The sequence below is a fragment of the Ochrobactrum sp. BTU1 genome, assembly GCA_018798825.1.
Lineage (GTDB): Bacteria > Pseudomonadota > Alphaproteobacteria > Rhizobiales > Rhizobiaceae > Brucella.
In genome coordinates this window covers 273,925-288,320 of record CP076355.1, presented here as the reverse complement: position 1 = coordinate 288,320, position 14,396 = coordinate 273,925, and the positions used below count along the sequence as shown (strand labels likewise).

The following is a 14,396-nucleotide window of genomic DNA, read 5'->3' as shown; positions in this document are numbered from 1 at the left end:
CGCAAGTATTTCAAAATTTTTCGTTTGAAAGTGCGCTGCGCACTCCATGCCGCGCGCAGACAAACTCCTGTCGCTTTAGGAAAAGCGTCTTTTTAAATTGTGACAGTGACGAAACCTTTGTCATATTTATTGTCATAAAAATGCAGTTAACTCCTTTGGATCAATTGCTAAGTCCCTGAAAACGTGTTTCACTTTCCGCCGTTGACATTTTGTGACATTGAGCAAACTGTCATCCAACCGTCATCTAGGACGGCTATCGGGAGTGCGCGAACACTGGAATCGACCGGGAGCGTTCGCCCGACTTTAACAGGGGAGTCAAACAATGCTTGGATTTACTGCGCGCCTGCTGTCGCTATCGACTGCAATCGCTGTTGGCGGGGTTTCTATTGCTGCTGCTGAACCATCAGCTGAGCTCATCGCTGCGGCAAAGGCCGAAGGCGAACTGACCACAATCGCGCTACCGCACGACTGGTGTGGCTACGGCGAAATCATCAAAAGCTTCAAAGACAAGTATGGCCTTAAGGTCAACGAACTGAACCCTGATGCTGGTTCGGGCGACGAAATTGAAGCTATCAAGGCAAACAAGGATAACAAGGGCCCACAGGCTCCTGACGTGATCGACGTTGGCTTTGCTTTCGGCACCACCGCCAAGAAAGACGGCCTGATCCAGCCTTACAAGGTCGCAACCTGGGACGAAATTCCAGACAGCGCCAAGGACCCTGAAGGTTACTGGTACGGCGACTATTACGGCGTTCTTGGTTTCGAAGTGAACAAAGACATCGTTAAAGACGTCCCACAGGATTGGGAAGACCTGCTCAAGAGCGATTACGCAAACTCGGTTGCTCTCGCTGGTGATCCACGCGTTTCCGCACAGGCAATCCTGGGGGTTCACGCTGCAGGCATCGCGCGCGGCGCGGAACCTGGTGCCGAAGCTGGCAAGAAGGGTCTTGAATTCTACAAGGAACTTAACGCCAACGGCAACTTCGTACCAGTCATCGGCAAGGCTGCTTCGCTGGCACAGGGATCGACCCCAATCGTTATTCGTTGGGATTATAACGCTCTCGCAGACCGTGATACCCTGAAGGGCAACCCGGAAATCGAAACCGTAATTCCAAAATCGGGCGTTGTTGCTGGCGTTTACGTTCAGGCGATCAGCGCTTACGCGCCGCATCCAAACGCTGCAAAGCTGTGGATGGAGCACCTGTATTCCGACGAAGGTCAGCTTGGCTATCTGAAGGGCTACTGCCACCCGATCCGCTTCAATGCAATGGCGAAGGCTGGCAAGATCCCACAGGAACTGCTCGACAAGCTTCCACCTGCAGAAGCCTATGAAAAGGCTATCTTCCCAACTCTTGAACAGATTGAGGCCGCTCAGGCAGAAATCACCAAGAACTGGGACAGCGTTGTTGGCGCAAACGTTCAGTAAGAGGATTTAGAGCGCTGTACGCCCTCTTGGACGCACAAAAATCGCTTTAACTCACCCTGTTATGGCATGCGACGACCAGAAATGGTCGTCGCATTGCTTCCTGAACTTTTAGATCCGGCAAACACTGTATTGAATCTGGACCGAAAGAGATCATTGTCTCTTTACTTCACGCATAATCACATCCGAAAAAGCGAACCGCTCTTCGGGATTATGCCTTAAAGAAAGAACGCATGAGTTCATCAGCCGAAACAACCGCACCGGTCAGCGGGGTGCGAAAGCGTCAGTTGCCGCTATCGTGGATTGGCGTCGCGCCTTTCTTCTTGTTTGCCATTCTGTTCCTGCTTTGGCCGACAATGTATCTCATCATCGGTGCGTTTCAGGACCCCGATGGCAATTTCACGCTTCAGAATGTCTATGATCTCTTCCAGCCTCAGATTATGAGTGCCTACTGGATTTCGATCAAAGTAAGCCTCGCATCAGCGCTCGGTGGCGCATTGATCGGCTTCTTTCTGGCCTGGGCTGTGGTGCTTGGCAATCTGCCACGCTGGCTGCGCCCAACAGTTCTGACCTTCTCGGGCGTTGCATCGAATTTCGCTGGCGTTCCGCTGGCCTTCGCGTTCCTCGCAACCCTTGGCCGTACCGGCTTCGTAACAATCCTGTTGCGTGAGTGGTTCGGTTTCAATCTGTACTCGACCGGCTTCAACCTTCTAAGCTTTTTCGGTCTGACCATCACCTATCTGTTCTTCCAGATTCCGCTGATGGTGCTCATTCTGACGCCCGCTCTGGACGGCCTGAAGAAAGAATGGCGTGAAGCCTCTTCGATCCTGGGCGCGACCAATCTTCAATATTGGCGCATGGTTGCGTTTCCGATTCTCTGGCCAAGCCTGCTCGGTACGACGTTGCTTCTGTTCGCAAACGCCTTTGGTGCAATTGCAACAGCCTACGCGCTCACCGGCTCGTCGCTCAACATCGTTCCGATCCTGCTCTATGCACAAATCAGAGGCGACGTTCTGCATAACCAGAATCTGGGCTACGCGTTGGCTCTCGGCATGATCGTTATCACCGGTCTTTCGAACCTGCTTTACATTTGGCTGCGTATGCGTGCCGAAAGGTGGCAGCGATGAAAAAGGGGTTCAATCTCCAAAAGATCGGTGCGTGGATTGCCTTCCTCATTGGAGCAATCTACTTCCTCGTTCCGCTGATCGGGACCTTTGAATTTTCGCTGCGCATGCGTCGTGGCGAATATTCCTTCGATGCCTATCGCGTGGTTTTCAGCGATCCTAATTTCCAGGCAACTTTCGGCTATTCAATCCTGCTTGGTATTCTCACGATCATTTTTGGTGTGCTGCTTGTTGTGCCAACTGCTTATTGGGTTCGTCTGCGTCTGCCGCATCTGCGTCCATTGATCGAGTTCATCACACTGATGCCGCTCGTCATTCCGGCAATTGTCATCGTGTTCGGCTATCTGCGCATCTATAACTCTTCGTCTTGGCTGCCATTTACCTCATCCACGCGCGCAACAGATCTGTTGCTGATGTTTGGTTACGTAACGCTGGCCCTGCCCTACATGTATCGCGCAGTCGACACTGCCATGCGCACAATTGATGTTCGCACACTGACCGAAGCAGCCCAGAGCCTTGGCGCTGGCTGGGGTCGGATCATGTTCAAGGTCATTTTTCCAAATGTTATCTCGGGTGTCATGAGTGGTGCATTCATCACTTTTGCTATCGTCATCGGTGAGTTCACGCTGGCATCCTTGCTCAACCGTCCTGCCTTTGGTCCTTATCTTCAGCTCGTCGGCGCAAATCGCGCTTATGAACCATCCGCGCTGGCGATTATCTCCTTCGGTATCACTTGGCTCAGCATTATTATGTTGCAGCTCGTTTCGCGCCTCAACAAATTCAAGACAACCGCCGGGTAACATTCATGGCTTTTCTTAATCTCAAGCACCTGAAAAAGAGCTTCGGCGCAACCACTGTCGTCCACGATTTCAATCTCGCTGTCGAAAAGGGAGAATTCGTTTCCTTCCTCGGCCCATCGGGATGCGGCAAGACCACTGTTCTGCGTATGATCGCAGGGTTTGAGAGTGCGGATCAGGGCGCAATCGAAATTGACGGCAAAGATGTTGTTGATCTCAAGCCAAACCAGCGCAATATCGGTATGGTCTTTCAGGCCTATGCGCTGTTTCCAAACATGACCGTTGCCCAGAACGTGGCATTCGGCCTGCGTGTTTCAGGCAAGTCGAAGGCTGAAATCGAGGCGACGGTCAAGGAAATGCTCAGCCTCATAAAGCTCGAGCATCTTGCCGATCGTTATCCTTATCAGATGTCCGGCGGCCAGCAGCAGCGTGTGGCCTTGGCACGTGCGCTTGCAACCAAGCCGCAGGTACTTCTGCTTGATGAACCGCTTTCAGCACTCGATGCAAAGATCCGTATCTCGCTCCGTCAAGAAATCCGTGCGATCCAGCAGAAATTGGGAATTACCACGGTGTTCGTAACACATGATCAGGAAGAAGCGCTTTCGATATCTGATCGTATCGTCGTCATGCATGAAGGCCGTGCTGATCAGATCGGCACACCATTCGATATTTATAATCGCCCTGCATCTCGTTTCGTTGCTTCCTTTGTCGGCACGCTTAACATGCTGGAGGCATCGGTCGCCGAACCAGGCCAGAACAGCATCGACCTTGACGGTCGCACTATCAAGGTAAATGAAGAACTCAGCCATCACCAGAAAGGCAAGGCGATCACACTCGCGCTACGTCCGGAGGCGGTCAGTATGGAAGCACGCAAAAGCCACGACACATCACTTGATGCGACCATCGAAGATGTGCACTTCCTCGGTTCGGTTATTCGTACGCGTGTGGCACTTGGCAAGAACCAGTTGTCCTTCGACACATTTAATGATCCCACCCAGCCACCACCACAGCGCGGTGATAAAGTGACAGTACATTTTGCATCGCACGATCTGCTCGTTCTAGCAGATTAAGCTATATAAGCTGAGAAAAAAGCCGCCCAAAAGGGCGGCTTTTTTGTGAACCTTGTATTCAAGGCAAGAGAATAATGGCACTTCAGCGTTTTTGGTCATTCAGGGCCATAACTTTAAGCTCTCTTTAAGCGCTTAGTTGACCCATGGACCATGGAAGTCACCGTCCTTGTCAATGCGCTTGAAGCCGTGCGAACCGAAGAAATCGCGCTGGCCCTGAATCACATTGGCCGTACCCTGCGACTGCGTAAAGCTGTCGAAGTAGCTCAATGCCGAACCAATTGCCGGAAGCGGCAGACCTGCAAGTGCTGCCTGTGCAACGATCTTGCGAAGACCCTTCGATGCCTTGCCCATGCGTTCAACAAAGGCAGGAACCAACAGGAGGTTCTCGATTTCCTGACCTTCAAAAGCCTGCGCAATATCGTCGAGGAACAGCGAACGGATGATGCAGCCTTCGCGCCAGATGCGGGCGGTGGTTGCAAGCGGGATGTTCCAGCCGTGCTCCTTGGATGCGGCCGCCAGAACTGCAAAACCTTGTGCATAGGCAACGATCTTGCCAGCCAGCAGACCCTGCTCAAGATCAGCAAGGAACTGCGCCTGATCAGCAATATCAAGCGTGCGTGGTGCAGGCTTATAGGCCTTTTCAGCGGCCTCACGCTCAGCTTTCAGCGACGAAATCGAGCGTGCGTCAACGGCTGCTTCAATGCCGGTTGCAGGAACGCCGAGCATCTGTGCTTCAATCGCCGACCAACGGCCAGTGCCCTTCTGTCCAGCTTGATCGAGGATCATATCGACCATCGCCTTGCCGGTTTCAGGGTCAGTTGCTTTCAGAACTTTTGCAGTGATTTCAATGAGGTAAGAATTAAGTGGGCCGGCGTTCCACTTTTCGAATACATCACCGATTGCTGGCGCCGAAAGGCCGAGTCCATCACGCAGTATGCCGTATATTTCGGCGATCATCTGCATATCAGCATATTCGATACCGTTGTGAATTGTCTTGACGAAATGGCCTGCACCATCCGGGCCAACTAGCGCACAGCAAGGCTCGCCCTTATATTTTGCAGCGGCAGCCAAAAGAATTGGCGCGATGCGATCATAGGCTTCCTGCGTGCCGCCAACCATCATCGATGGTCCGTTGCGGGCACCTTCTGCGCCACCCGATACACCCATGCCAACGAATGTAGGATCATTCGGGCCGAGCGCCTTTAGACGACGCATGGTGTCGCGATAGTCGGAGTTGCCTGCATCGATCATGATGTCGCCCTGCTCAAGATAAGCCTTGAGGCGGGTAGTTTCGGCGTCAACTGGTGCGCCAGCCTTGATCAAGAAGATGATTGGACGTGGCTTGCGGATACTGTCAGCCAGCTCTTCAAAAGTTGAGCAAGGGATAATCTTGTCACGCAACGCGCCAGCTTTTTCGATGAATGCCTGCAGCACGGGCTCGTCGCGGTCATAGACGGCTACCGTGTAGCCCTTCTCGGCGATGTTCAGCGCAAGGTTCGAACCCATAACGCCGAGGCCGACCATTCCGATATCTGCTTTTTCCATTTTTTGCCCTTTTGAAACACAGCCAACTGGCTTGTCATACAGAAATAGAGAGCCGACAGACTGGACTGTCTTAGCTGCTGCTGTCGCAGTATTTAGCGCCAGCGCGTACAGTCTGTATCCTATTGTGGGATGATCTAGGGCATATGACACAAATTTGATAGGCCTTTTTCCAGAATACTAACCGATTTAAATCCTCAGACACGCTCCAGTTTCACATGTGGCAGCGGTGGCAGTTCAATCTCGATATTATCACCAGCCTGCACATTTCCGCCCGCAATAACGATCGACATGACGCCTGCTTTACGCACCAGTTCGCCGTCTTCCGTTTTATCGAGGACAGCACCAAGAAGCCCCTTTTCAAAGCTTTCAATCTGCGAACATGGATTGCGCAGGCCGGTGAGTTCAAGAACAACATCGGACCCGATTTTGAGGATGGCCGACTTGGGCAGTGCGAGCAGGTCAATCCCGCGCGTGGTGATGTTTTCACCAAGCTGCGCGGGCGCAATGTCAAAGCCCTTCTCGGTGAGCTCATCGAAAAGCTCCGCCTGAATAAGATGGACCTGACGCAAGTTCGGCTGAGTCGGATCGACCTTTACGCGCGAACGATGTTTGACGGTAACACCCTTATGCGCGTCGCCTTCAACGCCCTGACCTGCAACAATGCTTATCTCTGAAACCAGCTGTTTCGAGAAACGATGCTCGGCGTCGCGCGCAACGGCTACAACAATTCCACCCATATTTTTACCTTGATCGCATGAAGAAGGACGCGGCAGGCAAAGCCGGTCGTAATCCCGCATATCATGCGATATACAACAGATGGATGACAAGGGTATCGCGAAGGGGGGTGGCGGTAAAACCATGACGAGTAAGCAGCGCGACGGCAAGGATTTTCGCTGGGGCATCTGGGGTACAGGCACGATTGCCAGCGCCTTTGCAGCCGACATTCAGACAAGCGGCGACATGCGCGTGACTGCGGTCTGTTCGCGCTCGATGGAGAGTGCGACAAGCTTCAAAACCCGCATCGGCGCGGACAAAGCTTTTGATGATCCGGCAGCTTTTCTCAACACCGCTGAAATTGACGCCGTTTACATTGCCACACCCAGTGCAATGCATGTGCAGCAAACATTACAGGCAATCGCCGCAGGCAAAGCCTGTCTAACGGAAAAGCCGGTAACGCTCGATGCAGACGGCGCCAATCAGATTGCTTCCGCGAGCCGCGCGCATAATGTCTTTGCCATGGAAGCGATGTGGAGCCGGTTCCTTCCGGCGATTCATGCCACCCGTGAGCATATCAAAAGCGGTCGCATCGGGACGGTAAAGCGTATCGAAGCGGACCTCTCCTATTTCCGTGCGGAAGATCCGCAAAGCCGGTTTTTCAATCCGGCACTTGGCGGCGGTGCCGCCTTCGATCTAGGCGTCTATCCGGTTTCGCTTGCGCTGAGTTTTCTCGGCCTGCCCGACGCTGTTAGCGGACGTTGGACCAAGGCCAAAAGCGGCGTCGACATGCGAACGGAAATCACGCTGACATATGCAAATGCCACAGCTGAGCTCTCATGCGGCTTTGATCGGGATGGTCAGAACCAGATGCTGATTGAAGGTACAAACGGCGCGATCCTCATTCACGCACCGTTTCTGAAAGCACAGCGTCTGGCGATTTTTTCCCCGAATGTGCTGAATTCAGCCCTTGGTCCGAAAGGACCGGGTGGGTTGATTGGCAAGGTTTTGAACCGCCTGCCTTTGCCCGGCAGAACGGTTGAACACCACGCTTTTGCTGGAAACGGATTGCAGTTTCAGGCGCAAGCCGTGCGCGATGCCGTGACACGCGGCGAGATTTCAAGCCCGATCATGCCGCTTGAACACAGTGCTGCGGTGGCAGACATCGTCAACACTGTGCTTAGTATGCAACCTGATTAGAAGCTGCTCTGAACCTTATAGGGTGCAGCGTTTTCGCCAGCATTATTGAGCGCGAGGGCTACTTCGGTGATGTGCAGGGCCACCGCACCGGAGAAAAAGGCCATCTTACCGGTTTCAATGGCGCGCGCCTGATCAGCCACGCCACGCATAAAATCGATCTGCGATGGGAATGACGGCAGGCTTAGCGCATCGCCTTTTGGATAGGCGAGCTTGCTGCCAACAGCCGGTTTCCAAGGCAAAGTCTTGCCGAGCTTTGCTTCCACGCGACCAAAGACGCGCGACAGGATAGAACGCTTTCTGGTGGTCGATTCAAGCCGCACAGCAGAACGGTTGTCCCAAAGATCATCGACAGTGATGGAACCCTTGTCGGCCACGATTGTCAGGCTGCGATCCTTCGGCATTGCAAGGCCGGACGTCAGACGCGCAACAAGACCGGATTTGAAACGCAAGCAGCCGACGGAGAAATCCGGTGCCATGTGCAGATGCTCCGTTCCCGGCCCCTTGTTATGGAAGGTGATCGAGGAGAAGGCGGTCACACTTTCAACGGGGCCAAAAAGCGACACGAGCCAAGACAGTGCATAACCTGCATGTTCCAGTGTGCAACCAATCTCAAACTCATGCAGACCCGGCCAAGGCGCGCCCGATTGCGAGCGCCATGTCGCCCATTTATCGCGAAAAACCGGGCCGTCTTCCATTTCGGCATAGACCAGACGCGGCGTGCCGATCTCGCCCATGGATTGTGAGACCAATTTCTGCGCGTCACTGAGACCATTGGCCGGTGCGGCTGCCAGTGTCAGTCCGTTTGCGGCTGCAAACTCAACCAGCCCTTTGGCATCATTGAAATCCATCGCCAGCGGCTTTTCGGAATAGACATGCTTGCTCGCCTCAAGAGCCGCGCGTGAAATGGCATAATGACTTTCCGGCGTCGTCAGGTTGAGAACGATCTGCACGTCTTTATCGGCAAGAATTGCCTCAAAGCTTTCATAGGCACGCACCTTATAATGCGCTGCAAATACCTTGAGCCGTTCAGCCGAGCGATCAAAGGCACCGAGCAACCTCAATTGCGGATAATTGCGCAGCGTGGTCATGTAGTAATCGGCGACGAAGCCTGTGCCAATGATCGCAATATTCATGGATAACTCCGATTAGAGCATTTCCAGCAAAAGTGCGAAGCGGCTTTGCTTAGGATAATGCGTAAAAACAAAAAGATAGAGCGGTTCCTACTATTCTTTTTCAACAGGAACCGCTCTAGACAGACCGTTCTGGGATGGTGACTTTGGCCGTCATGCGCAGGCCAAAAATGGCAAAGATGAGCATGAGCCAGACCGGGTCCATGCGACGGAAGAAGAAGCTTTCCAGCATCGCGTTGAGCGTGCCGAAAAATACAAACATCAGGAAGAAATCTGCCAGCAACAGGTTTTCGCGTGTCGGCCTGCACCGCATGTAATTGACCAGCGGCATGATGATTATGACGAAAATTGCGCAGATCAGACCGATAAGCCCCATGGAAAGCGTGATGTCGAGATAGCCATTGTGGCCATGCACGATGCCACGCACATCCCAGTCGAGATAATAAGGATGGGCCGCTTCCTTGACTCGATCAGTGCCCCAGAAACTTTCATAGCCAAAGCCGATCCACGGGCGGCTGTGCAGCGCCTCGACGGCAAAAGCCCAGATTGATGTGCGCCCGGTAAAGGTTGGGTCAACGGAGAACTTCAGGACAATCTGGTGCAGCGGCTCGAACAGAACCGTGCCGATGGTGAACAGCGCAAATACCACCTGAATAGCAAGGATCATGAGCGGTGCCAGTCCACGAATACCGAACACGCCCGGACCAATGACCAGAAGCATGGCGAAGGGAACCAGAGCAACCGTGGTTTTTGAGCCGGTATGCGCCACGAAGAACAAAGCCAACAAAGCAATAATCGCACCGCTGACCCGCCAGCCGCGCCGCCACAAATAGATGCCTCCAAAAGCGAAGAGCGCCATGACTGGCCCGCCGATGTTCTTGTGTGTGAAAACACCACGCCAGAGAAACGAATTCTGTGGCTCGCTCACATCAACGCCATGTGTGCCAAGATTAGGCAGCAGCACGACACCGGCATAAGAAACGACAATAACGATGGAGGCTACTGTGAGCAGCATCACGGAATAACCCTCAGCATCTTGTGGCAGGGCGAGTACTGCAACAATTGCCAGAACACCGATCAGTGTCAGCATGACCCCGCGAATGGCAGTTCCCGGATCAGGACTTACGAAAGCGGATGCCAGCAACAAGCCAAACATGAGCAGCCAGCCAAGACTGACCAGCCGCATCAGTTTGCGCGGATCAGCAAACATGGCCAATGCAGCCAGTGCAATTGCGCCAACGAGACCAAAGCCCAGCTGATTGACGGTGTCGCCCGCTTGCGGCCCATCGGGTGCGACGGGCATGGAAAACGGGCGGAAAGAAATCAGCAGAATGCAGAAAATAACCGTCGCGGTGACGAGCGCAATCTGGCGCATCGTCACCCGCATCGGATCGGACGAACCTGAACTAGTTCTTGTCCGGGTTGCGATACTGCTCATTCAGATATCCAAAATGGGCCATCACTCGGCCCAGACCGATATGGATGAAGTAGGTGCCGACAGGTGCAAAGCCAGCAGCAACACCTCTTCTGACTGCCTTGATCGGCGAGTAAGCCAGCAGAGCAAGGCTCTTCAGGAACACGCGCACCTGACCGAAAGGCTCATCCTTGCGCTTGCGCTGTTCGATCAAAGTTGAAAGTACGCCATTTCGCAGACCGCGAGATCTGATCCAGTCATTCTCCAGGCGGCGTGCAGGAATAGTTTCGCGCACAATGCCTTCCGCACACCAGGCAACTTTAAAGCCCTTGGCGATTGAGCGGGACAGGAAGTCGGAATCGCCGCCGCCTGTGAAGTTGAACTTGAGATCCATAAACGGATAGCTATGGGCCTCAAGAACTGCGCGTGCGATCAGCAGATTGCCCGAGGAGTAGATGATCGGAACCGGACCTGTCTTGGTATAGTGCGGCAGGAAGACCGGGTGCTTTGCCCACTGTTCCGAATTTGGCTTTTCAAAAATCGGAAACTGTGGACCACCAACGAGGCTAACGTCGTAACGCTCAGCGGTTGCAACCATGTTTTCGATCCAATCGGGATCGGCCAACTCATCGTCATCAATGACGATGACATATTTGAAGTTCGGGAAAAATTTGGTCGCTGTCAACCAACCAGCATTATAGGCATTGCAGTTGCCGCGGTGGGATTCACCGATCAGCATACCACGATATTTGCCGGCTTCGAAAAGCGGAGCGGCAACGGTTGCGCCTTCCTTCTTTTCGGTTTCGTTCTCGATCACGACAACCGCCCATTTGCGCTTGGTTGTCTGCGCATTCAGCGTGTCGAGCGTGCGTATCAGGTGCTCTGGCCGCTTGAATGTCGGGAGCGAAACGACGATGTCGATCTCGTCATAGGGAAGACCAGGCGTTTTAGCGATTACTTCAATATGATCCGGTAAATCTGGCATCACAGCATCCGATTATTTCTAGGATTTTGGTTTTTATGTTTATCTTTCCACTATTGATAAACGCTTAAAGAAAAGTTCACCGCATAGCTGTAGACACTAGCTTCAATAAACATTCATTAAGAGCCGTCAGGAGTTGAATTGCAACCGTTTCGTCTTGTCTTTGTGACATCGCTTGTTCCACATGCAGTCGCCTCAACAGGTTATGAAGTCGCAAATGCCGCGGTTATTGATGGGCTTCGCCGTGCTGGCGCGCATGTGACCGTTCTGGGCTTTACATGGCCGGGCCACAAGGCTGCGGAAGACAAGGACACAATTGTACTTGGCGAAGTCGAAGTCCGCACTGAAGGTGCGGGCATCAAGCGCAAGATCGGATGGGTGCTCAAATCTTTCATGACCGGCCTCACAGTTTCCTCGGCAAAGTTACGGGTGATCCCGGCAATCGAATTGCACAATGCGATCACCGAACTTGGTGAATTCGATGCTTACGTGCTCAATGGCGTTACTCTACCAGGCGCATTTGAAGGAATTTTTAAGGACAAGCCGTCGCTTTTCGTTGCCCACAACGTCGAGTATCGCTCGGCAGAGGAAAACGCGGCCGATGCCAAAGGTAAGGTCCAGAAATTCCTGTTTGGCCGAGAGGCGCGCATTCTCAAAAAATTAGAAAACCGGCTTTGCAAACAGGCCAGCTTTGTCTTCACTTTTGCGGAAGATGACGGCCCGGCGCTGGGCCTCAACAACGACAAGTTTGCAACCCTGCCCCTCGTAATGCCGGGCAATAGCCAGACCGTAAAGCCAGAAGCAGCCAAATATGATCTCACGCTGATCGGCACATGGACATGGCATCCGAACCGCATTGGCCTTGAATGGTTCCTGCGGGAAGTAAAGCCTCTCCTGCCAAAGGATGTCTCAATCGCCATCGCCGGAAACACGCCGGCTGATCTGATTGCAGCATGGCCGGGCGTGAATTTTCTCGGCAAAGTGCCGGATGCCACAGCCTTTGTCGAAAGCGGCAAGCTGATACCGCTTATCAGCCGTGCTGGCACAGGCGTACAGCTTAAAACCATAGAGACATTCGAGTTGGGCAAGCCAAGTGTCGCGACCGCGCATTCTGTTCGCGGCATTGGCAATATTCCAGCGAACTGCACAATCGCCGACAAGCCTGCAGAATTTGCCGCAGCCATCGTGGAACGCCTCAAAGCGATCAACGAAGGTGACGATCAAAGACTTGATGGCAAAGCCTTCAAACAGGCACAAATCGCAGGCATGGACAGTGCTATCGCCCGAGGCTTAAAGAACCTTCAGGACGTCACAGGAAAAGCAGACTGAATATGACGAATAGTTCATCCGAAAAACTCGAATATCGAAATATTCTCGGCATCAAAGTTGTCTGTTTCGACTGGGACAGTTCATTCGCTTATTTTGAGAAGCGGATCGAAAACCGTGAATTCATGAAGCAGGGCTGGTTGAATGCCAACAATGCCAATATTGCGCATGAAGACCCGGCCTATATGGCAGCGCTTAAAGATTATCTGATCCTGCCTGATGGTATTGGCGTCGATATCGCAAGCAAGGTCGCCTACGGTGAAAAATTCCCGGCCAATCTCAACGGTACGGACTTCATTCCCGGCCTCATGCAGCATATCAAGCGCCCGATGAAAGTGGCACTTCTGGGTGGCGGTCCCAGCGTTGCTGCAGATGCGGCACATTTGTTCAAGAAGCAAATCCCGCAGCACGACTTCCGCGTAATCTCGGACGGCTATTTCAAGCCCGCCGATATCGACGGCATTCTCACCCAGCTTAAAGTGTATCACCCGGATATTCTGCTGGTCGCCATGGGCGTTCCCCGGCAGGAAATGTTCATCGACAAGCATATCACGGCAGAACATTGCACCATTGCGAGTGCTGTGGGTGCCTTGTTCGACCTGCATACCGGCCGCGTACAGCGTGCGCCCCATTGGGTCCGCACAGTCAAGATGGAGTGGGTGCATCGTCTGCTGCAGGAACCACGCCGTCTTGCGAAACGCTACCTCGTTGGCAATCCGGTTTTCCTCTGGCGCGTGGCGAAGGAAAAGCTCTCAGGGGGTAAGCCTTGAAGACAGCAATTGTTACCGCCAGCTGGGATCAGGACTTTGAGCGCTGCAAGCTCTTATGCGAAACCATGGACAAGCATGTCACCGGTTTCACCAAGCATTACATTCTTGTCGACAGCAAGGATGTAGCCCTCTTCCGGCAGATTGAGAGTGCAAACCGCATCGTTATCGACGAGCGCGATTTGCTGCCTTCATGGATTCGCCCATTTCCCGATCCCACCTATCTCGGTCGCCGTCGTGTCTGGCTTTCTTTCAAAACCAAGCCGTTGCGCGGCTGGCATGTGCAGCAGTTGCGCCGCATTGCGCTGGCCAGCAAGGTGGAAGAAGACGGTCTTCTCTATACCGATTCAGACACTGCTTTTGTAAAGCCCTTTGATTGCAGCACACTCTGGCAGAGCGATAAGTTGCGCCTGTTCTATCGGCCCAATGCACTTGCCAATCCCGAATGGCCGGAGCATCCGGTCTGGGCGGAAAATGCCGGGAAATTACTTGGCGTCAAAAACGGCAAAAGCGCACTGAATGATTATATCGGCCAGCTTGTTTCCTGGCGCAGAGATTCAGTCGTCGGCATGTGCGAGCGGATCGAAAAGCACACCGGTCAGCATTGGGTTGCCGCAATCGGCAATGTTCGTCGCTTCTCGGAGTGTTTCATCTACGGCCATTATGTCGATGATGTTCTGGAAGGCGCAGACCACTTCCACGATACCCACGATCTCTGTCGTATGCAGTGGTTTGCACCACCGCCGAGCGAAGAAGAGTTCCGCACCTTCATTGCCGAGATGGAACCGCATCAGGTTGCCATTGGTATGCAGTCATTCCTGAGCCTGTCAGTGAATGACATTCGCCGGATCATCGGCGCGTGATCTATTGAATTCAGAAGAGTAAAGCCCGGAGCACCAAACTC

13 protein-coding genes are annotated in these 14,396 nt (G+C 53.2%); 8 read left to right on the top strand and 5 right to left on the bottom strand.

All coding sequences use genetic code 11. From position 1 onward, the window contains the following. The first annotated feature begins 322 nt into the window (after positions 1 to 322). From KMS41_12610 to KMS41_12595, 4 genes are all read left to right on the top strand, one after another. Complete coding sequence (locus KMS41_12610) at positions 323 to 1,426, top strand: ABC transporter substrate-binding protein (GenBank protein QWK79771.1); 1,104 nt, start codon at positions 323 to 325, stop codon at positions 1,424 to 1,426. A 230-nt stretch (positions 1,427 to 1,656) separates the two neighbouring features. After that, positions 1,657 to 2,550, top strand: a complete 894-nt coding sequence (locus KMS41_12605; protein ID QWK79770.1) for an ABC transporter permease subunit — start codon at positions 1,657 to 1,659, stop codon at positions 2,548 to 2,550. After that, positions 2,547 to 3,347 (top strand): ABC transporter permease, encoded by an 801-nt coding sequence (locus tag KMS41_12600; GenBank protein ID QWK79769.1) that lies wholly within the window; start codon positions 2,547 to 2,549, stop codon positions 3,345 to 3,347. Before KMS41_12605 ends, KMS41_12600 begins: the two co-directional genes overlap by 4 nt. A 5-nt stretch (positions 3,348 to 3,352) precedes the next feature. Next, positions 3,353 to 4,414, top strand: a complete 1,062-nt coding sequence (locus KMS41_12595) for an ABC transporter ATP-binding protein (GenBank protein QWK79768.1) — start codon at positions 3,353 to 3,355, stop codon at positions 4,412 to 4,414. Positions 4,415 to 4,546: 132 nt separating this feature from the next. Here the strand turns inward: KMS41_12595 and gndA are convergent, their stop codons facing one another. Then, positions 4,547 to 5,959: an NADP-dependent phosphogluconate dehydrogenase gene (gndA, locus tag KMS41_12590; protein ID QWK79767.1), complete on the bottom strand. Its 1,413-nt coding sequence runs from the start codon at positions 5,957 to 5,959 to the stop codon at positions 4,547 to 4,549. Between the two features lie 194 nt (positions 5,960 to 6,153). After that, entirely contained in the window at positions 6,154 to 6,696 is a 543-nt protein-coding gene (locus tag KMS41_12585; GenBank protein ID QWK79766.1) for an MOSC domain-containing protein, read from the bottom strand. A gap of 121 nt (positions 6,697 to 6,817) precedes the next feature. Between KMS41_12585 and KMS41_12580 the strand changes: the two genes are divergently transcribed. Next, the gene (locus KMS41_12580) at positions 6,818 to 7,873 is read left to right on the top strand and encodes a Gfo/Idh/MocA family oxidoreductase (GenBank protein QWK79765.1); all 1,056 of its coding nucleotides are present in this window, start codon (positions 6,818 to 6,820) and stop codon (positions 7,871 to 7,873) included. On the opposite strand, the gene KMS41_12575 is transcribed toward KMS41_12580, so the two are convergent. From KMS41_12575 to KMS41_12565, 3 genes are all read right to left on the bottom strand, one after another. Beyond that, positions 7,870 to 9,006, bottom strand: coding sequence for a Gfo/Idh/MocA family oxidoreductase (locus KMS41_12575; protein QWK79764.1), 1,137 nt, complete (start codon positions 9,004 to 9,006; stop codon positions 7,870 to 7,872). The genes KMS41_12580 and KMS41_12575 overlap by 4 nt on opposite strands. Positions 9,007 to 9,121: 115 nt before the next feature. Beyond that, positions 9,122 to 10,441: an O-antigen ligase family protein gene (locus KMS41_12570; protein QWK79763.1), complete on the bottom strand. Its 1,320-nt coding sequence runs from the start codon at positions 10,439 to 10,441 to the stop codon at positions 9,122 to 9,124. Beyond that, positions 10,410 to 11,402 carry a glycosyltransferase gene (locus tag KMS41_12565; protein QWK79762.1) on the bottom strand — a complete coding sequence of 331 codons (993 nt, stop codon included), beginning with the start codon at positions 11,400 to 11,402 and terminating at the stop codon, positions 10,410 to 10,412. The genes KMS41_12570 and KMS41_12565 overlap by 32 nt, the downstream gene beginning before the upstream one ends. A gap of 138 nt (positions 11,403 to 11,540) precedes the next feature. Here KMS41_12565 and KMS41_12560 point away from each other — a divergent pair, with 138 nt between their 5' ends. Genes KMS41_12560 through KMS41_12550 form a run of 3 tightly spaced genes read left to right on the top strand, consistent with a single transcriptional unit; the run spans position 11,541 to position 14,355 of the window. Then, a complete protein-coding gene (locus tag KMS41_12560; protein ID QWK79761.1) occupies positions 11,541 to 12,728 on the top strand; it encodes a glycosyltransferase family 4 protein in 1,188 nt (395 codons plus the stop codon). A gap of 2 nt (positions 12,729 to 12,730) precedes the next feature. Continuing rightward, positions 12,731 to 13,495 carry a WecB/TagA/CpsF family glycosyltransferase gene (locus tag KMS41_12555; GenBank protein QWK79760.1) on the top strand — a complete coding sequence of 255 codons (765 nt, stop codon included), beginning with the start codon at positions 12,731 to 12,733 and terminating at the stop codon, positions 13,493 to 13,495. Then, positions 13,492 to 14,355, top strand: coding sequence for a hypothetical protein (locus KMS41_12550; GenBank protein ID QWK79759.1), 864 nt, complete (start codon positions 13,492 to 13,494; stop codon positions 14,353 to 14,355). Before KMS41_12555 ends, KMS41_12550 begins: the two co-directional genes overlap by 4 nt. Positions 14,356 to 14,396: the final 41 nt, after the last annotated feature.

What these genes read in the sequence shown, in the direction of transcription:
- KMS41_12610 (QWK79771.1), top strand. Translation starts at nt 323, where the DNA reads ATGCTTGGATTTACTGCGCGCCTGCTGTCGCTATCGACTGCAATCGCT.
- KMS41_12605 (QWK79770.1), top strand. Translation starts at nt 1,657, where the DNA reads ATGAGTTCATCAGCCGAAACAACCGCACCGGTCAGCGGGGTGCGAAAG.
- KMS41_12600 (QWK79769.1), top strand. Translation starts at nt 2,547, where the DNA reads ATGAAAAAGGGGTTCAATCTCCAAAAGATCGGTGCGTGGATTGCCTTC.
- KMS41_12595 (QWK79768.1), top strand. Translation starts at nt 3,353, where the DNA reads ATGGCTTTTCTTAATCTCAAGCACCTGAAAAAGAGCTTCGGCGCAACC.
- gndA (QWK79767.1), bottom strand. Translation starts at nt 5,959, where the DNA reads ATGGAAAAAGCAGATATCGGAATGGTCGGCCTCGGCGTTATGGGTTCG.
- KMS41_12585 (QWK79766.1), bottom strand. Translation starts at nt 6,696, where the DNA reads ATGGGTGGAATTGTTGTAGCCGTTGCGCGCGACGCCGAGCATCGTTTC.
- KMS41_12580 (QWK79765.1), top strand. Translation starts at nt 6,818, where the DNA reads ATGACGAGTAAGCAGCGCGACGGCAAGGATTTTCGCTGGGGCATCTGG.
- KMS41_12575 (QWK79764.1), bottom strand. Translation starts at nt 9,006, where the DNA reads ATGAATATTGCGATCATTGGCACAGGCTTCGTCGCCGATTACTACATG.
- KMS41_12570 (QWK79763.1), bottom strand. Translation starts at nt 10,441, where the DNA reads ATGAGCAGTATCGCAACCCGGACAAGAACTAGTTCAGGTTCGTCCGAT.
- KMS41_12565 (QWK79762.1), bottom strand. Translation starts at nt 11,402, where the DNA reads ATGCCAGATTTACCGGATCATATTGAAGTAATCGCTAAAACGCCTGGT.
- KMS41_12555 (QWK79760.1), top strand. Translation starts at nt 12,731, where the DNA reads ATGACGAATAGTTCATCCGAAAAACTCGAATATCGAAATATTCTCGGC.